General features: G+C 73.2%; 18 protein-coding genes and 1 pseudogene. 11 read left to right on the top strand and 8 right to left on the bottom strand.

Annotation, left to right across the window (positions count from 1 at the left end):
• Positions 1–54 precede the first annotated feature (54 nt).
• The 5 genes from LCN96_RS31425 to fdhA form a co-directional block, all read right to left on the bottom strand.
• A complete protein-coding gene (locus LCN96_RS31425) occupies positions 55–435 on the bottom strand; it encodes an STAS domain-containing protein (RefSeq protein WP_225266038.1) in 381 nt (126 codons plus the stop codon).
• Between the two features lie 267 nt (positions 436–702).
• Positions 703–1,251, bottom strand: coding sequence for a DUF1062 domain-containing protein (locus tag LCN96_RS31420; protein ID WP_311131961.1), 549 nt, complete (start codon positions 1,249–1,251; stop codon positions 703–705).
• Positions 1,252–1,393: 142 nt separating this feature from the next.
• The gene (locus tag LCN96_RS31415; protein ID WP_225266037.1) at positions 1,394–1,768 is read right to left on the bottom strand and encodes a VOC family protein; all 375 of its coding nucleotides are present in this window, start codon (positions 1,766–1,768) and stop codon (positions 1,394–1,396) included.
• 43 nt (positions 1,769–1,811) lie between these two features.
• Positions 1,812–3,182, bottom strand: coding sequence for a sensor histidine kinase (locus LCN96_RS31410; protein WP_225266036.1), 1,371 nt, complete (start codon positions 3,180–3,182; stop codon positions 1,812–1,814).
• Between the two features lie 78 nt (positions 3,183–3,260).
• Entirely contained in the window at positions 3,261–4,484 is a 1,224-nt protein-coding gene (gene fdhA / locus LCN96_RS31405; RefSeq protein ID WP_225266035.1) for a formaldehyde dehydrogenase, glutathione-independent, read from the bottom strand.
• 358 nt (positions 4,485–4,842) lie between these two features.
• On the opposite strand from fdhA, the gene uppS reads away from it, so the two are divergent.
• From uppS to LCN96_RS31390, 3 genes are read left to right on the top strand one after another with little or no spacing between them, the layout of a single operon-like run.
• On the top strand, positions 4,843–5,619 hold the full coding sequence (gene uppS / locus LCN96_RS31400; RefSeq protein WP_318528319.1) for a polyprenyl diphosphate synthase: 777 nt from the start codon (positions 4,843–4,845) through the stop codon (positions 5,617–5,619).
• A gap of 53 nt (positions 5,620–5,672) precedes the next feature.
• On the top strand, positions 5,673–6,440 hold the full coding sequence (locus tag LCN96_RS31395) for a GNAT family N-acetyltransferase (RefSeq protein ID WP_225266034.1): 768 nt from the start codon (positions 5,673–5,675) through the stop codon (positions 6,438–6,440).
• A gap of 9 nt (positions 6,441–6,449) precedes the next feature.
• Complete coding sequence (locus LCN96_RS31390; protein ID WP_225276095.1) at positions 6,450–7,391, top strand: pentapeptide repeat-containing protein; 942 nt, start codon at positions 6,450–6,452, stop codon at positions 7,389–7,391.
• 49 nt (positions 7,392–7,440) lie between these two features.
• Here LCN96_RS31390 and LCN96_RS31385 read toward each other — a convergent pair whose 3' ends face one another.
• The gene (locus tag LCN96_RS31385) at positions 7,441–7,944 is read right to left on the bottom strand and encodes a MarR family winged helix-turn-helix transcriptional regulator (protein ID WP_225266033.1); all 504 of its coding nucleotides are present in this window, start codon (positions 7,942–7,944) and stop codon (positions 7,441–7,443) included.
• A gap of 106 nt (positions 7,945–8,050) precedes the next feature.
• On the opposite strand from LCN96_RS31385, the gene LCN96_RS31380 reads away from it, so the two are divergent.
• On the top strand, positions 8,051–8,929 hold the full coding sequence (locus LCN96_RS31380; protein WP_225266032.1) for an EamA family transporter: 879 nt from the start codon (positions 8,051–8,053) through the stop codon (positions 8,927–8,929).
• Between the two features lie 13 nt (positions 8,930–8,942).
• On the opposite strand, the gene LCN96_RS31375 is transcribed toward LCN96_RS31380, so the two are convergent.
• Positions 8,943–10,289, bottom strand: coding sequence for a family 43 glycosylhydrolase (locus LCN96_RS31375; RefSeq protein ID WP_225266031.1), 1,347 nt, complete (start codon positions 10,287–10,289; stop codon positions 8,943–8,945).
• Positions 10,290–10,608: 319 nt separating this feature from the next.
• Here LCN96_RS31375 and LCN96_RS31370 point away from each other — a divergent pair, with 319 nt between their 5' ends.
• Positions 10,609–11,472 carry an SMP-30/gluconolactonase/LRE family protein gene (locus LCN96_RS31370; protein ID WP_225266030.1) on the top strand — a complete coding sequence of 288 codons (864 nt, stop codon included), beginning with the start codon at positions 10,609–10,611 and terminating at the stop codon, positions 11,470–11,472.
• Positions 11,473–11,824: 352 nt separating this feature from the next.
• On the opposite strand, the gene LCN96_RS31365 is transcribed toward LCN96_RS31370, so the two are convergent.
• Complete coding sequence (locus LCN96_RS31365) at positions 11,825–12,895, bottom strand: TetR family transcriptional regulator (RefSeq protein WP_225266029.1); 1,071 nt, start codon at positions 12,893–12,895, stop codon at positions 11,825–11,827.
• A gap of 82 nt (positions 12,896–12,977) precedes the next feature.
• On the opposite strand from LCN96_RS31365, the gene LCN96_RS31360 reads away from it, so the two are divergent.
• The 6 genes and pseudogenes from LCN96_RS31360 (at position 12,978) to LCN96_RS31335 (ending at position 20,601) form a co-directional block, all read left to right on the top strand.
• On the top strand, positions 12,978–14,156 hold the full coding sequence (locus LCN96_RS31360; protein WP_225266028.1) for a cytochrome P450 family protein: 1,179 nt from the start codon (positions 12,978–12,980) through the stop codon (positions 14,154–14,156).
• Positions 14,157–14,165: 9 nt separating this feature from the next.
• On the top strand, positions 14,166–15,404 hold the full coding sequence (gene clpX, locus LCN96_RS31355) for an ATP-dependent Clp protease ATP-binding subunit ClpX (RefSeq protein ID WP_225266027.1): 1,239 nt from the start codon (positions 14,166–14,168) through the stop codon (positions 15,402–15,404).
• Between the two features lie 610 nt (positions 15,405–16,014).
• Positions 16,015–16,233 (top strand): annotated as a pseudogene (locus LCN96_RS57490) (histidine kinase); the annotation flags it as partial.
• Between the two features lie 472 nt (positions 16,234–16,705).
• Complete coding sequence (locus LCN96_RS31345; protein WP_225266026.1) at positions 16,706–17,716, top strand: LacI family DNA-binding transcriptional regulator; 1,011 nt, start codon at positions 16,706–16,708, stop codon at positions 17,714–17,716.
• A 7-nt stretch (positions 17,717–17,723) separates the two neighbouring features.
• Positions 17,724–19,328, top strand: a complete 1,605-nt coding sequence (locus LCN96_RS31340) for an FAD-dependent oxidoreductase (RefSeq protein WP_225266025.1) — start codon at positions 17,724–17,726, stop codon at positions 19,326–19,328.
• A gap of 19 nt (positions 19,329–19,347) precedes the next feature.
• Positions 19,348–20,601 carry an ABC transporter substrate-binding protein gene (locus tag LCN96_RS31335; protein WP_225266024.1) on the top strand — a complete coding sequence of 418 codons (1,254 nt, stop codon included), beginning with the start codon at positions 19,348–19,350 and terminating at the stop codon, positions 20,599–20,601.

Genomic DNA, 20,601 nt, shown 5'->3' with positions numbered 1-20,601 from the left:
GCACTCAGTGCAAGAGGCTCCGGCGTGCGGCGTCGTGCCCCGGGGGAGCCCGCGCTAGCTCGCGCCGCTGACAGGGATCGGCTGCGCCGCTTGCAACGCGGTACGGATGGCCTGCTCCAGAGTGGGGTGCACATTGAGCATGCCTCCCGCCTCGGTGCCGTGCAACAGGTGCGCCGGGCCGCGCTGCAGCGCCGCGAGATGCAGGCCGGCGCCGTGGTGGCGGGCGAAGGCGTGGGCGTGCAGCAGGACGTGCAGCGCCGAGTCGCCGAGGTAGGACACCTCGCTCAGGTCGAGCACGATGTGGTCGCCGGGGTGGCGGCGGGTGCGGGCGAGGTAGTCGTCCAGGAGGTGGGCGGTGGTGATGTCCACCCTCCCGGCCATCGCGATGACGGTCACGCCGGGCAGGTACTGGGAACTGAACGTCAGCGACGGCACAGTAGCGGACCTCCATCGGAGCCCAGGGGGGACGGGCGTGTGTCCGGATATCCGCCAGCCTACGCCCACTCCGCGTGCTGGGCGCTACCCCTGCGGGGGTCACCGTCCTGCAGAATGCGCAGCTCATGGGGGTATGCCGGGAAAGTCACCATGATCGTCTCGCGTTCACAGGCCGGGGCGGGACACGGCGCGACCGTGTCCCGCCCCGGCGAACGGCGCTCCGGGCGCCCCGAGCGGCGGGCACCCTGAGACGACCGGTGCCTGGGCCTACGGCACCGGTTCGGTCAGGACGAAGGAGAAGCCGGACCTCGTCCTGCGGTTCAGCGGCGCATCGCTCCTGACCCGGTGCGCGATCTCGCCGCGGCTCATGCCCAGCGCCTGAGCGATGAGCTGCTCAGGACGGACCGGCACCGGATCCTCGAAGGTGACCGTGACCCGCAGGGGCCACGAGTCCCCGGGCACGGCGGGCGCGCGCAACTCCCAGCACCCCTCCCAATCCAGCGCGAACCGATGACGCCGCGCGAACAGCGGATCGAAGAGGGTGTCCGCGACGAGGGCGGGCACGCCGGCCGAGTAACCGGCCAGCCTCCCGGCGGGCAGGGACCGGATCGGGACTCGTTCGTGGACGGCGAGCTTGCCCGGCCTGCCGCAGCCGACGCAGCTGATCACCAGCCGGACGGCGAGCAGCTTGCCGTTGTCGGTGACGCGGAACCTGCCGTCGCCGACGGTGGCGTGCCCGGAGGGGCAGTCCACGCACGGAAGGGTGAGCAGGGGCAGGCGGGTGCGCCGCACCACCCAGGACAACACGTTCTCCATAGACTTTGATCTCTCTGCGGACTTGACGAAGAGCACAGGGAACAGAGCCGACGGCGTCGTCGGCTCCCGATGCGGGTGTCAGGTCTACAGAGCGGGCGGCGTCATGCGCGCGAAGTCCTCACGTGGGGTCGATGGCCGGTGCTCAGCTCAGGCGGGTCCGCAGCAGGCAGAACTCGTTGCCTTCCGGGTCCTGCAGGACGTGCCAGGACTCCTCGCCGGTCTGGCCGACGTCCGCCGGGCGCGCCCCGAGCTGGAGGAGGCGTTCGAGCTCGGCGTCCTGATCGCGGTCGGTGGCGTTGACGTCGAAGTGCAGCCGCAGCGGGCCCGTCTTGGGCTCGGTGGTGGGGCTGAAGATCAACGTCGGCTGCAGCCCGCCGAACCCTTCGCGTGGCCCGATCTCCACCGAGCCGTCGTCCTCGGTGTCGAGCACGACGAAGTCCAGCACCTCGCACCAGAACGCGGCGAGCCGCTGCGCGTCCTGGCAGGGGATGATCAGTTCGGAGATACGCGAGGCCATGATCGGGCATCCTAGCTGGCCCCGGCCGCACGCATCCAACCCATTACAGCCCGGTGGCGGGCCGGTGCGTGGGGCCGCCGCTGACGAGCGGCAGCCACAGGACGAACCTGGCCCCGCGCGGGGAGTCCTCGGCCGTCAGCGTCCCGTGGTGGGAGTGCGCGATGTCGCGGGAGATGGCCAGGCCCAGGCCGCTGCCTCCGGGGTCGCGGCGGCGGCCCTCGTCGAGGCGGACGAAGCGTTCGAAGACCCGTTCCCGGTGCGCGGGCGGGATGCCCGGCCCGTCATCGGCCACGGTGACCGCCACCCCGTCGTCGGCAGGCTCCACGCTGACCTCGACGAGGGACTCGGCGTGCCGCTGCGCGTTCGTCAGGAGATTGTCGAGCACGCGGATCAGCTGCATGCGCGAGCCGCGGATCTCCAGCCCCCTGGGAGCGTGCACGCGGGCCGGTACGGAGCCTCCCTGCGCCCGCACCTCGGCGGCGACCAGCTCGCCCAGATCGATCCGCTCAGGAGGCGACGGGTCGGCGGCCCGGAGGCGGGCGAGCAGCAGCAGGTCGTTGACGATCGCCTCCAGCCGGCCGGCCGTGGCCAGCGCGCTGCGCAGCGCCTGCTGGGGATCGACGTCCTCGGGGTAGAGCAGCGCCTCCTCCAGCTGGGTGCGCAGCCCGGCGATCGGGGTGCGCAGCTCGTGGCTGGTCGTGGAGGCGAACTGGCGCAGCTGCTCCACCGCGCCCTCCAGCTGGCTGAGCGTGTGGTTGGCGGTGGTGGCCAGCCGGGTGATCTCGTCGTTGCCCCGTGGCACCGGGACCCGCATGCTCAGGTCGCTCACCGTGATCTGCGAGATCCTCGACCTGATCGCCTCGACGGGCCCCAGCGCGCGCCCCACCAGCACCCACGCGGTCCACGCCGCGAGGCCGGTGAACAGGGCGGTCCCGGCCACGACGGCGTACTCCAGGTCGTGCGTGGCCAGCAGGTCAGGCTCGGGGATGCCGGCGTAGACGACCGCCGCGTCCGGCGCCGGGGACAGGCGGATGGCCTGCAGCAGGATGCACCGCCCCCGCATGCACTCGGTACGCGGCTGGAAGCGCGCGTCCGGCGGCGGGCGCAGCATGCTGAGCGGCTCGGTCGCCGAGGCCGCCCGGCTCGATTTGACCACCCGATGGCGGGCGTCCACGACCTGGATGAGATCGACGGGCTCGTTGGCCGGGATCGGCTGCGGCACGTAACCGTCGCGGGCGACCGGGCTCCACTGGCTGGCCACCCGTTCGGCCTGGCTGTAGGCGTCGGACTGGACCCGCCAGCGGATCGCGAGGTCCACGGTCGCGCCGAGCACCACCAGCACGCTCATCGCGAACAGCGCCGCGATGAGCGTGCAGCGGGCCCGCACCGAACCGGGGCGGGAAAGGATCGGCATGTCACCTCCCGGCGGCGGCTCGCCCCGATGAAGACCGCGCCCCGCGCCGCGCCGCCCGGCCGAGCCCTGTGCCGCGGGTCAGGACGCTCGCGGCAGCATGCCGTGCGGGTCGAGCACGTACTTGCGGGCCGCGCCCTCGTCGAACTCCCGGTAGCCGCGCGGCGCCTCGTCCAGCGGGATCGGCGTGGCGTTCACGGCCTTGGCGATCTGCACCCGGTCGTGCAGGATCGCCTGCATGAGCTGCCGGTTGTAGCGCATGACCGGGCACTGGCCGGTGGCGAAGCTGTGCGACTTGGCCCAGCCCAGACCGATGCGGATCGACAGCGAGCCCTGCTGGGCGGCCTCGTCGGCGGCGCCCGGGTCGCCGGTCACGTACAGGCCGGGGATGCCGATCGCGCCGCCCGCCCTGGTGACGTCCATGAGCGAGTTCAACACGGTGGCGGGACGCTCCACCTCCGCCTCGCGGCCGTGCCCGCGGGCCTCGAAGCCGACCGCGTCCACGGCGCAGTCCACCTCCGGCTCGCCGAGGAGCTGCTCGATCTGGTCCTTCGGGTCGCCGAGGGCCACGTTGACCGTCTCGCAGCCGAAGCTGCGGGCCTGGTCCAGGCGCTCCTTGTTGAGGTCGGCGACGATGACGACGGCGGCGCCCAGCAGGTGCGCCGAGGCCGCCGCGGCCAGCCCCACCGGGCCGGCGCCGGCGATGTAGACGGTGGAGCCGGGCCCGACGCCCGCGGTCACGCAGCCGTGGAAGCCGGTGGGGAAGATGTCCGCGAGCATGGCCAGGTCGAGGATCTTGGCCATCGCCCGGTCCTTGTCGGGGAACTTCAGCAGGTTCCAGTCGGCGTACGGCACCAGGACGTACTCGGCCTGCCCGCCGACCCAGCCGCCCATGTCCACGTACCCGTACGCCGAGCCGGGCCGGTCCGGGTTGACGTTCTGGCAGATGCCGGTCTTGCCCTCCTTGCAGTTGCGGCACCGGCCGCAGGCGATGTTGAACGGCACGGACACCAGGTCGCCGGTCTTGACGAACTCCACGTCGGGGCCGGTCTCGACGACCTCGCCGGTGATCTCGTGGCCGAGCACGAGCCCCTGGGGCGCCGTGGTCCTGCCGCGGACCATGTGCTGGTCGCTGCCGCAGATGTTGGTCGCGACGGTCTTGAGTATCGCGGCGTGCGGCAGCTTGCGTCCGACGTTGGCGGGGTTCACCCCGGGGCCGTCCCTGAGCTCGAAACCGGGGTAGTCGGCCTCGTGGACCTCGACCTTGCCCGGGCCTTCGTACACGACTCCCTTGTTGCCAGGCATGTGGTGATCTCTCCCTTGGGCGGAAGTGCTGGACGTTCGGTACGTTCCACAGGCTCAGAGATCACCTCCTCTCCGGAGGTCGGAGGACATCGGCAAGCGTTTTGTCCCCGATATTCGAATATATCCCGAGAATTCGTCCAAAATCCGCTTTGTCGAATACGGACCCTTTTGTGTCCATGCCGTGGGGTCGGGTTGAGCTTGCGTCGCCGAACGCCGCCGCGATGGACAGCCCGGCGTCGTCCACCATGCTTCAGCAGCCCCGCGCCCGCGTACGGCCGTCAGAGGCGGGCGGGCAGCTCATCCGTCAGAAATCGGGAAAGATCAGATTCCGGAGCACCGTCCGCGCCATCCTTGGAGGGTGCAGACGACTGACCTCCTTCACTCCCTCTACGCCCGGCGCCTGCGCCGGCAGGTCATGGCAGGTCCCCTGCCGCGCCACGTCGGCCTGATCATGGACGGCAACCGGCGCTGGGCCAAGCAGATGGGCATGGCCAACCCGAGCATGGGCCACAAGTACGGCGCCGACCACATCGAACACGTGCTGACCTGGTGCGAGGGCCTCGGCATCCAGCACCTGACCGTTTTCCTGTGCTCCACCGAGAACCTCCAGCGCCGCAACGACGAGGAGGTGGCCTTCCTGCTGAAGGTGATCGAGCAGATGGTCGCCGACCACTTCGACCGCCCCGACGCCCGCTGGCGGGTGCACGTGGCCGGGATGCTCGACATCCTGCCCGACACGACGGCCCGCGCGCTCAAGAGCGCCGTCGAGGCCACCCGCACCTGCGAGAGCGGCTTCCACCTCACCCTGGCCATCGGGTACGGCGGGCGCCAGGAGGTGATCGAGGCGCTGCGCGAGCTGCTGTACGAGCGGGCCGAAGCCGGCCAGTCCATGGTGGAGCTGGCCTCGACCCTGACCGTGGACGACGTGGCCCGCCACCTCTACACGGCCGGCCAGCCCGACCCCGACCTCGTCATCAGGACCAGCGGCGAGCAGCGCATGTCGAACTTCCTGCTCTGGCAGTCCGCCTACTCCGAGCTGTACTTCTGCGAGGCGTTCTGGCCGGCGTTCCGCGAGATCGACTTCCTGCGGGCGCTGCGCAGCTTCGCCGCCCGCCAGCGGCGTTACGGCAGCTGACGGCGGACGAAATTCGGTTGCCGTACGACCGGGGCGGCTGGTGAGGTGTCCCGGTGAATCACAGGGAAGTGCTGGCCGTGTTCGACCGGGAGCTGCGGCGCGAGGCCGCCGCGGACGGCCCGGGCACCGAGGTCGAGCGGGACGGCGACGTGGTGCGCCAGGTGGGGCCGGAGGACGGCTGGAACGGCGTCCTCTGGTCCGGCCTGCGCTCCGGCGCCGACGCCGACGCCGCCATCGCCGCGCAGGTGCGGCACTTCGGCGCGCTCGGGCGCCCGTTCGAGTGGAAGGTGTACGGCCACGACCGGCCCGCCGACCTCGGCGGCCGCCTGCTGGCCGCCGGTTTCGAGGCCGAACCGGAGGAGACGCTCATGGTGGCGCGGGCCGCCGACGTCCCGGCCGCGCCCGTCCCCGACGGGATCCGGCTGGTGCCGGTGACCGATCAGGACGGCGTGGAGCTGGTGGCCGACGTGCACGAGGTGGCCTTCGGCGCCGCCCGCGTACGGATCAGGGAACGCCTGCTCGCCCAGCTCGCCGCCGGCACCGTCGTCGCGGCCGTCGCCATGGCCGGCGACGTGCCCGTCAGCGCCGCCCGCATGGACCTGCACCCCGGCACCCGGTTCGCGGGCCTGTGGGGCGGCGGCACGGTGCCGCAGTGGCGCGGGCGGGGCGTCTACCGGGCGCTGGTCGCCTACCGGGCCGGGGAGGCGGTGGCGCGCGGCTACGAGTACCTGCAGGTGGACGCCTCCGACCAGAGCCGGCCCATCCTGCTGCGGCTGGGCTTCGCCGCGCTCACGACGACGACGCCGTACGTGCATCCTTGAGTACCCTTGATCTGCCGTCCTTTCCCCTCGGAGCACCAGGAGTACGTCACGGACCCGCGAGAGCTCGGCCTGCTGGCCGACTGCGAGAGCTGTTTCGGGCTGTGCTGCGTCGCGCTGCCGTTCGCGGCCTCGGCCGACTTCGCCGTGGACAAGGCCGGCGGGCAGCCCTGCCACAACCTGCGTGACGACTTCCGCTGCTCGATCCACGCGCGGCTGCGGGAGCGGGGGTTCCCCGGGTGCACGGTGTTCGACTGTTTCGGGGCCGGGCAGAAGGTCTCGCAGGTCACGTACGAGGGGCGGAGCTGGCGGGCGGAGCCGGCGACGGCCCGGCAGATGTACGCGGTGTTCCCCGTCATGCGGCAGTTGCACGAGCTGCTGTGGTACCTGGCCGAGGCGCTGACCCTGGAGGCGGCGCGGCCGGTGCACGAGGAGCTGCGGCTCGCGCTGGCCGAGACCGAGCGGCTCACCGGGCAGAGCGCCGACGTGCTGGAGAAGCTGGACGTGGGCGCGCACCGGGGTGCGGTGAACGGGCTGCTGCTGCGGGCCAGTGAGCTGGCTCGCGCGGGGTTGCAGGGGAAGGAACGGCGTGGGGCCGACCTGATCGGGGCCCGGTTGAAGGGGGCCGGGCTGCGCGGGGCGAATCTGCGTGGGGCCTATCTGATCGGGGCTGATCTGCGTGGGGCCGATCTGCGGCAGGCTGATCTCATCGGGGCTGATCTGCGGGGTGCGGACCTGGCGGGGGCCGATCTCACGGGGTGCATCTTCCTGACCCAGGCGCAGGTCAACGCCGCCAAGGGCGACTCGGCCACCCGGCTGCCCGGGGCGCTCGCCCGGCCCGCGCACTGGGGTGAAGGCGGTGCGGGGGAGCGGGTGCGCGCCGGCGGGGAGCGCCGCTCGGGATCCGGCGGGCGCCGCGTCCAGAACACGGGCCGCCGCCCGCGCCGTCGCTGACCTCGGCCGAGGCCGCCCGCGCGTCGCAGCAGGTCCGTCGCCCGCCCGCCTACGGTGCCTCAGTCGTGTCCCCCAGGGATTCCAGCAGGTCGCGCAGCGTGGCGGCGAGGGCGTCGCGGCGGTCGGCCGGGAGCGCGGCCAGCACCCGGTGCTCCGTAGCGACGTGATCCGGCAGCGCCCGCTCGATCAACGCGAACCCCTCCTCGGTCAGCGTCACATGCACCACCCGCCCATCCGACGCGCTGGGCGTCCGGGACACCAGCCCGCGCGCCTCCAGCCGATCGAGCCGCTGCGTGACCGCACCCGAGGTGATCATGGAGGCCCGCATCAGCTCGGCCGGGGTCAGCCGGTGCGGCGGGTCGCTGCGGCGCAGCGTGGCCAGGACGTCGAAGGAGGCCGAGTCCAGCTCGTGCGCCGCGAACGTCCGGCGCAGCTCCGCGTCGATCAGCCGATGCAGCCGTGACAGCCGCCCGATCACCCCCATCGGGGAGACGTCCAGGTCAGGACGCTGGGCGTGCCACTGCTTCAGGACGAGTTCGACATGATCGGCCACCGGACCAGGCTACCGATGTCTTAGCGGTGAGGTAAATCACGCGACAGATAGCTTAACGTTGAGATAATTTGTCTTAGTGCTAAGAAATCAACGGGGCCTCGTCCTCATGACCGCGCTGACCCCCGCCATCTGGGGCACCACCTACCTCGTCACCACCGAGCTGCTCCCGCCCGGCCGCCCGCTCCTCGCGGCGGTGATCCGGGCGCTGCCCGCCGGTCTGCTCCTCGTGGCCATCACCCGCCGCCTGCCACAGGGGATCTGGTGGTGGCGGGCGCTGGTGCTGGGGGCGCTGAACATCGGGGTGTTCTTCGCGTTGTTGTTCGTGGGGGCGTACCGGCTGCCGGGAGGGGTGGCGGCGACCGTCGGCGCCATCCAGCCGCTGCTGGTCGCGTTGTTGTCCGCCGGGCTGCTCGGCGAGCGGCTCACGGTGCGCACCGTGGTGGCCGCCGCTGCGGGGGTGGCCGGGGTCAGCCTGCTCGTGCTGCGTGCCGACGCGCGGCTGGACGCGCTCGGGGTGGTCGCCGCGCTCGGCGGGGCCGGGGTGATGGCCGTCGGAGTGGTGCTGAGCAAGCGGTGGCAGTCGCCCGCGCCGCTGCTGGCCACCACCGGCTGGCAGCTCGTCGCCGGCGGGGTGCTGCTGGTGCCCGTCGCGCTCGCCGTCGAGGGGGCGCCGCCCGCCACCTTGAGCGGGGCGAACGTCGCCGGGTACGCCTACCTCTCGCTGATCGGGGCGGCGCTCGCCTACGCCCTGTGGTTCAGGGGGCTGCGGGTGCTGTCGGCGACCAAGGTCACGTTCCTCGGGCTGCTCAGCCCCGTCGTGGCCACCTTGCTGGGCTGGATCGTGCTCGGGCAGCAGCTCACGGTGGCGCAGGCGTTCGGCGCGGTGGTGGTGCTGGGAGCCCTGGTCGCCGCTCAGGTGCAGCCCTCCCGGCCGCGGGCCGTCGCGGCGCGCGACCGGGAGGGGAAGCCCGAACTCGTCGGATGAGGGCGGCGGCGGGCTATTGCGCGTGCCCCCGGTTCGGGCGCTGCACGTACAGGCGGTCACCCTCGGGGCCCGTCCACTCCATCCGCACCACCCCGGCCACGGCGGCGTCGGCGACGCGCGACGGGTCGGCCCAGTAGCCGAAGGCGGGGTTGCGGAAGAACGTCGCCCAGACGTGGCCGCTGTGGTCGACGAAGAAGTTGTTGTGCCCCGCGCCGACGCCCGCGGTCCAGCGCTTGGAGTACGGGCCCTCGAACGTGTCCGACACGGCCACGACGGCGTCGTACTGGTACTGCACCCGCCCGGCGCCGGCCGGGTCGTAGGCGTGGCGGGTGCCGCCGTCGGCGCCGGTCGACGACCGGTTCCACGCGGCGTGCAGCAGGTAGTACTTGCCGCCGTGCTTGAAGACGTACGCGCCTTCCAGGTACGGCTCGGGCGTGTAGGCCGTCTGCTGGAACTTCGGCAGGTCCGTGGTGGGGACGATGTCCTCCATGTCGTCCCTGAACCTGGCGTACAGGTTGTTGTGCAGCACCAGCCACGCGTCGTCGCCCTCGGTGTAGAGGCTGCCGTCGATGTGGTGGTAGGCGCCCGGCTTGATCCAGTTGGGCCCGCCGATGAAGGAGTCGCCGAACGGCTTGTCGAGGTTGCCCTCCACGACCCGGTACGGGCCCTCCACCCCGCCGTCGCTCACCAGCATGAACGAGCCGACCTTCTGCGAATGGTCGCCCATGCACGCCACGATGTACCACTTGCCGTGGAAGTAGTGCACCTCCGGCGCCCAGGCGTTGCCCCGCTTGCCGAACTGGCCCTCGTCCGTCCAGTACTCCTGCCACGGCGCCACGACCGTCCGCCCCGGCCGGTTCTCCTCCACGAACTCGGGCGACCACACCTTGCCCTTCTCGGCGCCGGGCCGGATGCGGGTGGTGTCCGCCAGCCGCCACGGGCCGCGCAGCGACCGCGCCGTCCACACGAAGATGCCGTCGTTCCAGGGGCCCGCCGCGGCGAGGCCGGGCACGCGGGTGGTGCCGGTGGCGACGTAGAGCGGCCGGCCGCCGACGCGGAAGCAGTTGACGTACGTGTCGCGCATCCACACCCGGCCCAGCTCCCGGTCCCGGGGGCGCAACTCCAGCGGCAGCACGAAGGAGTTGTCCGCGCGCGGCCACAACTCCGGCCGGGTGTCGGCCAGGCCGTAGGGCTCCAGCTCGGGCCAGTTCGCCGGGTAACGCCCCCCGGAAGCCTGCGCGGCCGTCGCCGCCTGGGCAGGGGTGGCGGTGGCGGGCAGGGCCGCCGCTCCCAGCAGGCCCGCCACGCCGGTGAGCAAGGATCGTCGGCCGACGCTCGACCCGTTGTCGGAACCAGTCATCACGTGTGTCCCTTCCACATCCGCGCATGCCGGACTCGCCTCCGCGGGGTGCGAGAGGCCGCCGCCGTGCAGCGATGCGGAGAGTCTGCCCAAGGCGCTCAAATTTCGTCAATAACCCGGAAGAAATCTCCCATCGCCGCCCCAAGCGCGGCCCGAAGGGTGAAAGTGCAGGTCAAAAGGGCTGCGGATAACGCTGTTGCGGTGCACTCGCCGTAACGTTCGTGTAACGGACTTGTCGGGCGGAGGCGCCGCGCGGTTAGGTGGCGTCCGTGATCGCGTTCACTGCTCGCAGCGCTCGACCGGCGTCCGGGGGAGCGGCATGACCATCGCCGCGTACCCCGCCACCGGCCCCGTCGCCCAGCACGGCGAGGGACCCGTGTGGTCGGCCCGCTGGGGCGGGCTGCGGTGGGTGGACATGCTGGCGGGCGATGTGCTGGCGCTCGCCCCCGACGGCGAGGTGCGCCGGCGGCACGTCGGCGCGGTGGCCGCCGTCGTGCGGCCACGCGTGTCCGGCGGATACGTCGTCGCGGCCGAGCGGGAGCTGCTGCTGGCCGACTCCGACGAGCTGGACGCCCCGCTGCGCTCGCTCGGCGAGGCGTGGCGCGATCCAGCGATCCGCATGAACGAGGGCGGCTGCGACCCCGACGGCCGCTTCTACATCGGCAGCATGGCCTACGACGCCGCCCCGGGGCGTGGCTCGTTCTACGTGGCGGGGCCGGGAGACGCGCTGCGCGTGGTGCTGCCCGGGGTGACGATCTCCAACGGGTTCGGCTTCAGCCCGGACGGGCGGCTGGCGTACTACGCCGACACCTCGACGGGCCGGGTGGACGTGCTCGACTACGACCCGGAGGCGGGGCTGAGCGGGCGGCGGCCGTTCGCGGTGGTGGAGCCGGAGCGGGGCGCGCCCGACGGGCTGGCCGTGGACGCCGAGGGCGGGGTGTGGGTGGCGATGTGGCAGGGCGGGGCCGTGCACCGCTACGACGCGGGCGGGCGGCTCGACGCGGTCGTGCACCTGCCGGTGCGCAAGGTCACGGCGGTGGCGTTCGGCGGGGAAGGGCTCGACCGGCTGTTCGTCACCACCTCGGCGCTGGACGTGGACCGGGCCGAGCAACCGGAGGCGGGCGCGCTCTTCTGCGCCGACCCGGGCGTGCGCGGCCTGCCGGTGCTGCCCACCACCCTGTGAACGGCCGCCGGCGGCGCGGGGCGCCCGTCCAGCGCAGGGAGCCGGCGCGGGGCGCCCGTCCAGCGCAGGGAGCCGGCGCGGGGCGCCCGTCCAGCGCAGGGAGCCGGTGTGGGCGACGGCCTGGACGTGCGGCCGGCGCGGGAGATCGCCAGGGGTTGGCGGGGGGCGACGTCCAGCACTCGCGGCGGACGGGAAGGGCCGTCCGCGGCGTCAGCCGGCTGTCCAGCGGCACCACGGCCTGCCTTCGCAGGCGGCCGACGGGCGGGGCACCGGCGTGAACGTCGCCCATAGCTTGGACAGCACGGCCACGCCCGCCGGTTCCCTCCGGAACGGAACCCGGCGCGAAAAGACCTCAGCGCCGCCCGGCGGCGGCGTGGGCGGCGCCGTAACCCTGCGCGCGCACGACGACCCTGCCCGCCTCCACCCGCAGCGCCACCTCGGTGTCGTCCCCCGGCTGCGCCACCCCGGCCGCCGCGGCCAGCGCGCCACTCTCGTCGTACACCACCCGCAGCCGCGGCCAGGCGGGCTTCGGGAACGCCTGGCGCAGGCACGTGCTCACCTCGGCGACCACCAGCCGGGCCAGCGGTAGCAGCTCCTTGGGCGCACCGGTCACCACCACGGCCGTGACCTCGGCGTCCGCGGGCGCCGCGCGGACCGCGTCCTCGGCGGCCGAGAGCCGGTGCAGCCCGAGCACCGCCACCACGCCGTCGCGCTCCAGCCGCGCGGGCCCGCCCGTGACCGCGTCGATCGCCCCGGACGGCGGCGCCCATGGCTCGTCGGTCTCCCGCACCCGGGGGAGCAGCGGCGCGGGCGCCCACCGGTCGCCCAGATCCAGGCCGGCGAGCTGCTCGCACCCCCGGATCACGTCGAACTGGTCCACGAACCCCGGCGCCGCCGCCGCGAGCTGCGCCGCCCCCTGCAGCACCGTGAGCACGGACCCGGCCAGCCGCACCAGCCGCCCGTCCGGCTCGCGCGGCGGGCGCAGCCGCTCCATGGCCAGCCCGAGCAGCACCGCGTTGAGCTGCATGAGCTGCGCGTAGGGCCGCCGCGTGACCTCGTCGGCGAGGATCTCGGGGATCAGGTGCATGCCCAGCCTGCTCGGCTCGCGCTCGCCCTCGGTGGCCAGCGGCAGCCGGGTCACCCAGGCGCGCGCCACCTCGCTCAGCGCCTCCGGCACGGTGAGCGCGGGCTCCTCCGGGGCGGTCACGGGCGCGCGCTCCGCCAGGTCGGCCAGCACGGCGAAGTAGAGCGCGCGCTTGCCGGGGAAGTTGGAGTAGACGGCCCCGCGCGTGAGCTCGGCCCGGTCGGCGATGTCGTCGATCTTCGCCTCCCGGTATCCGCGCTCGGCGAACTCCGCCCTGGCCGCCGCCAGCACCTTCGCCCGGTTGCGCTGCTGTGTCTGCGCTCGGGTGAGCCGGGCCAACCGTCCTCCTCGTTGCCGGGTGCTCCGCAGCCAAGATACCGTGAACATCCAGATGATGGGATCATTCGAAATGGGGCCTGTGATGGATGTGCCGGAGATCGACCTGACCGACCCGGCGGTGCTGCACGACCCGTACACGGCGTACGCGCAGGTCAGGGAGCGGTCGGCGGTCGTGCGGCTGCTGGTGCCCGGGTTCGGCCCGTTCTGGGCCGTGACGCGGCACGAGGAGGCCAGGGCGATGCTGGCCGACCCGCGCATGGAGCTCAACGAGTCCAGCTACCGGCGGCCCGGCGTGCCGGAGCACTGCCTGCGGTACCTGCGCACGATGGCCGAGACGAACGGCGCCGAGCACGCCCGCCTGCGCCGGCTGGTCACGCCCGCGTTCACACCGCGCCAGGCCACCGGGTTCGCCCCGCGCATCGAGCGGATCGTCGAAGGGCTGCTCGACGAGCTGCCGGAGCGAGAGCCGGTGGACCTGCTGGAGCGCTTCGCCAAGCCGCTGCCGATGGACGTGATCTGCGAGCTGGTCGGCATCCCGCCCGCCGACAGGCCGCGCTGGCGCGAGTACGGCGCCGCCGTCGCCGCCGGGCACGGCGAGCGGTTCGCGCGGGCCATCCCGGAGATCATCGACGCGGCCGGATCCGCGATCGCCGCGGCCCGGGCGCAGCCCGGCGACGGCCTGCTGCCCGACCTGGCCCGCGTCGTGGAGGAAGACGGCGACCGGCTCTCCGACGACGAGCTGGTCACCATGGTGTGGCTGCTCGTCCTGGCCGGGCAGACCCCGGCCAACCTCATCGCGAACGCCGTCGCCACCCTGCTCGCCCACCCGGACCAGCTCGCCGCGCTGCGCGCCGACCCCGCACTGATGCCGCGCGCCGTGGAGGAGCTGGCCCGCTGGAGCCCGCCGCAGCCGATGACCGTGCCCCGGTTCGCCACCGAGGACGTCGAGATCGGCGGCGTGCCCATCCCCGAGGGGCAGCCGGTCACCGTCTCCGTGGCCGCCGCCAACCGGGACCCGCGCGTGTTCGACGAGCCCGACAGGTTCGACATCACGCGGGAGCCGGGGCCGCACCTCGGGTTCGGGCACGGGCCGCACTTCTGCGTGGGCTCCTCGCTGGCGCGCGTGCAGACCGGCGTCGCGCTGGGGGTGCTGCTGCGCCGCTTCCCCGGCCTGGCGCTCGCGGGGGAGGCGGCGTACCTGCCGGATCCCGGCACGCGGCGGCTGGCGTCCCTGCCCGTGACCCTGCGCCCGGCGGGCTGAGGCGGCCCGATGGCACGCACCGGCAAGCCCCGCGACCTGCCGCGCTGCTCGTTCTGCGGCAGGAGCCAGAGCGAGGTGCGCAGGCTCATCGCGGGCCCGCCCGCCGTCTGCATCTGCGACGGGTGCGTGGGCCAGTGCACCGAGCTGATGGCCGGGGAACGCGCGGCGGCGCGGGCCCCGCAGCCGCCCAGGCCGCGCGAGACCCACGCCTTCCTCGACCAGTACGTGATCGGCCAGGACCAGGCCAAACGCGCCCTGGCCGTGGCCGTCTACAACCACTACAAGCGCGTCCGCGCACCCGACGCCGAGCTGGGCAAGTCGAACATCCTGCTCGTCGGCCCCACCGGCAGCGGCAAGACGCACCTGGTGCGGACGCTCGCGCGGCTGCTCGACGTGCCGTTCGCCGTCGCCGACGCCACCGCGCTGACCGAGGCCGGGTACGTCGGCGAGGACGTCGAGACCATGCTGCTGGCGCTCGTCGAGGCGGCCGGCCACGACCTGGTCAGGGCCGCGACCGGCATCGTCTACATCGACGAGATCGACAAGCTCGCCCGCAAGGGGGAGAACCCGTCGATCACGCGCGACGTCTCCGGCGAGGGCGTGCAGCAGGCGCTGCTGAAGATCCTGGAGGGCACGGTGGCCGGCGTGCCGCCGCAGGGCGGCAGGAAGCACCCCCACCAGGACCTCATCCCGCTCGACACGACGAACGTGCTGTTCATCGCCGGCGGCGCGTTCGCCGGCCTGGAGCAGCTCGTCGAGCGGCGGGTCGCCCGTGGCGGCGCCGGCTTCGGCGCCGCGCCGCGTCCGGGTCCCCCGGAGGACGTGCTGGCCCAGGTCATGCCGGAGGATCTCGTCCGGTACGGGTTCATCCCCGAGTTCGTCGGCCGGGTGCCCGTGCTGGCGACGCTGCGCCCGCCGGACCGCGAGGCGCTGATCCGCATCCTGACCGAGCCGCGCGACGCGCTGATCAAGCAGTACCGGCGGCTGCTGGAGCTCGACGGGGTCGAGCTGGAGCTCACCGACGGCGCCGTGGCCGCCGTCGCCGAGCAGGCGCTGCTGCGCCGCACCGGCGCCAGGGCGGTGCGCGCCGTCATGGAGGAGGTGCTGCTCAACGTCATGTACGAGGTGCCGGGCCGGGACGACGTGGCCCGCGTCGTGATCACCAGGGAGACGGTGCTGGACCACGTCAACCCCACCCTGGTGCCGCGCGACCGGCGCGACCCCGGGCGCAGGGAGCGATCCGCCTGACCCCACCACGGGGGCCGAGGCAGGCAGCCGGCCGGCTGTGTGAAGGCCGGCCACCCGGACGCGACCGCCCCCGTCCGGGTGGCCGGAGCCTCAGGGCCGGGGCGGCCCGGTGGCCCCGGTACGCTCTGAGGCTGCGACGGGCGGCGGGCTCGGGTGGCGTGAGCCCGTTCCGCCCAGGTGGTCGGGGCGGGGTCAGCCGGCCGGCTTCTCCAGCGGGCGGCTCTCCCCGCCCTGCTCGCCGTCGCCCCACGTCCCCGCCCCACGTCCCCGCCCCGGGAACGCCGTCCCGCGCGGCGCGCCGGATGACGTCCACGGTGACGAACCGCGCCCGGCTCGGGTGCCGCCGCACGCGGACGGAAGCCGCGCAGCAGGCCGCCGCCATTTCCGCGCCGAACGCCTCGAAGTCGTCGGCGCCAATCCCCGCCCGGAGCAGAATGAAGGCCCTTTCCCCGTGCTCGGTCGGCGTTATCCAGAGGATCAGCGGAATTCTGCCGCGCCGGGTGTGCATGGACGTCTCCGCGCACACGCCCTGGATCCACGGTGCCCGCCATCGCCACCGGCGCCCACCACATCCCCTGCCCGATGGCGGTGGCGATGACGACCGCCGCCCCTGCCGCGAGCACGAGCAGGACGACCTCCGTACGCCACCGCCACAGCCGCGTCACCAGGCCCGGCCCCGGCCGACCGCGAGCGCCGCCGGATCGAGCGCAACCTGCACGACGGCGCCCAGCAGCGGCTCGTCGCGGCGGCCGTGCAGTCGAGGATCGCCCAGCGGCTGATGGACACCGACCCCGCGCAGGCGGCGCCCGTGCTCGCGCAGCTCTCGTCCGACCTGCGCGAGACGCAGGCCGAGCTGCGCGACCTGGCGCACGGCATCTACCCGCTGCAGCTCGCCGAGTCGGGGCTGGAGGCGGCGCTGCGCACGGCCGTCCGCCACTCGCCGCTGCCCGCCGAGATCCGCGCCGCCGGCCTCGGCCGCTACCCGCCGGCCCGGCCTGATCAGCACGGGGCACGGCATCACCAACATGTACGACCGCCTGGGCGCCATCGGCGGCACCCTGACCATCGAGACCAGCCCGGGGGAGGGGCTGCGCCTGCACGGGCACATCCCGGCCGCGGCCTGCCGCCGGACCCGGTGAGCCGCCAGAAGCAGGCCCGCTCACGCTGCGTCGCCCCTCTTCGAGCAGCCCGGCAGGTGCTAATACGAATTACCACAGCGATTACCCCTTGACGTCCCGTTCTGTCCGGTCTCACAATTGCCGAACTAATACGCATTATCGAGATCGCGAGTGATACGTACTGTGACTGCTTCTGGGCGGCGGCTGACGCAGCAGGACATCGCGCGCATGGCCGGAGTGAGCCAGACGACGGTGTCGCTGGTGCTCAACGGGCGGGCCGAGGGCGAGGTGCGCATCTCCCCGGAGACCCGCGAGCGCGTGCTCGCGGTGATCAGGGAGACCGGCTACGTGGCCGATCCGGCGGCCCGCCGGCTCGCAGAGCGCCGCAACCGCATCTACGGCGTGTTCACCTACGAGGCCGTCTTCCCCGCCGAGAGCGCGGACTTCTACCACCCGTTCCTCGTCGGCATCGAGGAGTGCGCGGAGGAGGCCGGCTGCGACCTGCTGCTGTTCACCAGCGCCAAGGTCGAGCAGGGGGAGCGGCGGCGGATCTTCAGCGCCGAGAGCCGGATCCGGCTGGCCGACGGCTGCGTGCTGCTCGGCCGGACGATCGACCCGGAGGACCTGGCCAGGCTGCTGGCCGAGGGCATCCCGTTCGTCTCGGTCGGCCGCCGCGACGACGCCGGCGGGCCGGTGCCCTACGTCGGCGCGGACTACCCGCCCGCCGTGCGGGCGCTGGTCGAGCGGGCGGCGGCGCTCGGCCACCGGCGGATGGCCTACGTCGGGGCGGGGCGCGGCCCGGAGTCCTACGCCGACCGGCTGCGCGGCTTCACCGAGGGCGTGGCCGCGACCGGCGCCGACGGGCTGCACCTGCCCGCCGCGGACGGGCTGTTCGACTCCGGCGCGACCGTGGTGTTCGCCGAGGAGCTGGCCGACGGCGTGGCCATCGCCGAGGCCGCCCGCGCCCGCGGCCTGGACGTGCCGCGTGACCTGTCCATCGTCGCGCTGGGCGCGCGGACCAGGCCCGTCTCCACCGACATCGACTTCGCCGGCTTCCGCATCCCCCGGCGGGAGATGGGACGCAGGGCCGTCGAGCTGCTCACCCGCGTCCTGGAGCGCGGCGGCACCCCGCAGGAACTACTGGCGTGCGAGCTGGTCGAAGGCTCGACGCTGGCACGAGCACATGAGAGGTAAGACCCACGTGATCGAGATATCGGCAGACGCCCTGGTCGTCGGCGGCGGGCTGGGCGGCGTGGCCGCCGCGCTGGCTCTGCTGCGGGCGGGGCGCTCGGTGGTGCTCACCGAGGAGTACGACTGGCTGGGCGGCCAGCTCACCAGCCAGGCGGTGCCGCCGGACGAGCACACCTGGGTGGAGCGGTTCGGCGTCACCGCGAGCTACCGCGCCTTGCGCGACGGCATCCGGCGCTACTACCGCGAGCACTACCCGCTGACCGAGCGGGCGCGGGCGTGGCGGGAGCTCAACCCGGGCGGCGGGCACGTCAGCAAGCTGTGCCACGAGCCCCGGGTCGCGGTCGCGGTCATCGAGGCCATGCTCGCCCCCTACCGGGGGTCCGGCAGGCTGCGCGTGCTGCAGCCGTACCGGCCGGTCGGGGCCGAGGTGGACGGCGACCGCGTCACGGCCGTGCGGCTCGCGCACCGCGACGGGGGCGGCGAGATCACCGCGGTGGCGCCGTACGTGCTGGACGCCACCGAGACCGGCGAGCTGCTGCCGCTGGCAGGCGCCGAGTACGTGACCGGCTTCGAGGCCCGGGACGACACCGGCGAGCCCAGCGCCCCGGCGGTGGCGCAGCCGATGAACATGCAGGCCGTGTCCGTGTGCTTCGCCATCGACCACGTGGACGGCGACCACACCGTGGACAAGCCGGCCTCCTACGACTTCTGGCGCGCCTACCAGCCGCCCTTCTGGGGCGACCGGCTGCTGTCGTGGCGCTGCCCGAGCCCGCGGACGCTGGAGATCATGGAGCGTTCCTTCACCCCGAACCCCGGCGACGACCCCCGCCTGGTGGAGGCCGACCAGCGGGTCAACCCGGGCGACGGCAACCTGTGGACCTTCCGCAGGATCGCCGCCCGCGACCTGTTCGTGCCCGGCGCGTACGACAGCGACATCACGCTCGTCAACTGGCCGATGATCGACTACCTGGAGGGCCCGGTCATCGACGTGCCGGACGCCGACCGGCACCTGGCGGCGGCCCGCGAGCTGTCGAAGTCGGTGCTGTACTGGCTGCAGACCGAGGCGCCCCGCCACGACGGCGGCACCGGCTACCCCGGCCTGCGGCTGCGCGGCGACGTCACCGGCGGCACCGACGGGCTCGCCCAGGCCCCCTACATCCGCGAGTCCCGGCGCATCCGGGCCCTGACCACCGTCACCGAACAGGACCTGTCCGTGGCGGTACGCGGCGACAAGGGCGCCGTCTCCTACCACGACTCCGTGGGCGTGGGCATGTACCGCATCGACCTGCACCCCTCGACCGGCGGCGACAACTACATCGACGTCGCCTGCTCCCCGTTCGAGATCCCCCTCGGAGCGCTGATCCCGCAGCGGATGAGCAACCTGCTGCCCGCCTGCAAGAACATCGGCACCACCCACATCACCAACGGCGCCTACCGCCTGCACCCGGTGGAGTGGAACGTCGGCGAGGCGGCCGGCGCGCTCGCCGCCTTCTGCCTGGACCGCGCCACCACGCCGCACGCCGTGCGCGCGGACGAGCGGCTCCTGGCCGACTACCAGCACCGGCTCGTCCGCGACGGCGTGGAGCTGCGCTGGCCCGACGTCACCGGCTACTGACGCCAGAAGGAGATCCCCCATGAAAGCACCCCTGGCAACCCTCGCGCTGGCCTGCCTGCTCACGGTCACCGCCTGCGGTGGCGGTGCGGCGCCGGCCGCGCAGGGCCCGCAGCCGCTGCGCATGTCGATCTGGACCTCCAACGAGGCCCACCTGAAGCTGTTCAAGGACATCGCCGCCGAGTACCGCAAGTCGCACCCGCGGGTCGGCGAGATCACCTTCGACCCGATCCCGTTCGAGAACTACACGACCACGCTGACCACCCAGATCGCCGGCGGCAACGCCCCCGACCTGGCCTGGATCCTGGAGAACGCGGCGCCCGACTTCGTCGGCTCCGGCGCGCTCGTCCCGCTCAAGGGCAAGATCGAGAACGCGGGCGAGCTGGTGCCCGCCGCCACCCGGCTGTGGGAGCGCGACGGCGAGCTGTACGCCTACCCGTTCTCCACCTCGCCCTTCGGCGTCTTCGTCAACACCGACCTGGTCAAGGCGGCGGGCCAGAAGGCGCCGCGCGACCTGATCAAGGCCGGCCAGTGGGACTGGGAGCACGCCAACGAGATCAACAAGGCCGTCGCGGCGAAGGGCAAGAACGGCCTGACCATCCTCAACTTCGACTACAAGGCGTGGGACAACCTCGCCACCGTCTGGCAGGGCTGGGGTGCCAAGGCGTGGAGCGACGACGGCGGCACCTGCCAGTTCAACGCGCCCGAGATGGTCGAGGCCATGACGTTCCTGCACAAGTCGATCTTCACCGACAAGGCGATGCCCGGCCCCGGCACCGCGGTCGACTTCTTCTCCGGCGACACCGCGATGGCCGTCGCCCAGATCTCCCGCGCCGCCATGCTGGAGGACGCCACCTTCACGTGGGACCTGGTGCCGCTGCCCGCCGGGCCGAAGGGCGAGTACGCGGTCATCGGCCAGGCCGGGATCGGCGTGCTGAAGAAGTCGCCGAAGGCCGAGTTGGCCGCCGACTTCCTCGCCTACTTCACCAACGCCGCCAACTCCGCCAAGCTCGCCGCCTACTTCCCGCCCGCCCGCTCCTCCCTGCTGACGGCCGACACCATGGCCAAGACCAGCCCCATGCTGAACGGCGACCAGCTCCAGGAAGTGGTGATCGACGGCATCGAGCAGGGCGTGGTCAAGCCCAGCCACACCGGCCAGGCCGAGCTGGCCCAGACCGCCAGGGCCGCGCTCGACCCGCTGTGGAAGCCGGACGCCGACGTCAAGGCGGTGCTGGACGGCGTGTGCGCGAAGATCCAGCCGCTGCTGGGCGGCTGA

The organism is Nonomuraea gerenzanensis (assembly GCF_020215645.1).
GTDB classification, from domain to species: domain Bacteria; phylum Actinomycetota; class Actinomycetes; order Streptosporangiales; family Streptosporangiaceae; genus Nonomuraea; species Nonomuraea gerenzanensis.
This window is presented reverse-complemented; position numbering and strand designations above follow the sequence as displayed.

Coding starts and splice junctions, on each gene's coding strand:
- LCN96_RS31420 (WP_311131961.1), bottom strand. CDS start 1,251: ATGGAGAACGTGTTGTCCTGGGTGGTGCGGCGCACCCGCCTGCCCCTG.
- LCN96_RS31415 (WP_225266037.1), bottom strand. CDS start 1,768: ATGGCCTCGCGTATCTCCGAACTGATCATCCCCTGCCAGGACGCGCAG.
- LCN96_RS31410 (WP_225266036.1), bottom strand. CDS start 3,182: ATGCCGATCCTTTCCCGCCCCGGTTCGGTGCGGGCCCGCTGCACGCTC.
- fdhA (WP_225266035.1), bottom strand. CDS start 4,484: ATGCCTGGCAACAAGGGAGTCGTGTACGAAGGCCCGGGCAAGGTCGAG.
- LCN96_RS31380 (WP_225266032.1), top strand. CDS start 8,051: ATGACCGCGCTGACCCCCGCCATCTGGGGCACCACCTACCTCGTCACC.
- LCN96_RS31375 (WP_225266031.1), bottom strand. CDS start 10,289: ATGACTGGTTCCGACAACGGGTCGAGCGTCGGCCGACGATCCTTGCTC.
- LCN96_RS31370 (WP_225266030.1), top strand. CDS start 10,609: ATGACCATCGCCGCGTACCCCGCCACCGGCCCCGTCGCCCAGCACGGC.
- LCN96_RS31360 (WP_225266028.1), top strand. CDS start 12,978: ATGGATGTGCCGGAGATCGACCTGACCGACCCGGCGGTGCTGCACGAC.
- clpX (WP_225266027.1), top strand. CDS start 14,166: ATGGCACGCACCGGCAAGCCCCGCGACCTGCCGCGCTGCTCGTTCTGC.
- LCN96_RS31335 (WP_225266024.1), top strand. CDS start 19,348: ATGAAAGCACCCCTGGCAACCCTCGCGCTGGCCTGCCTGCTCACGGTC.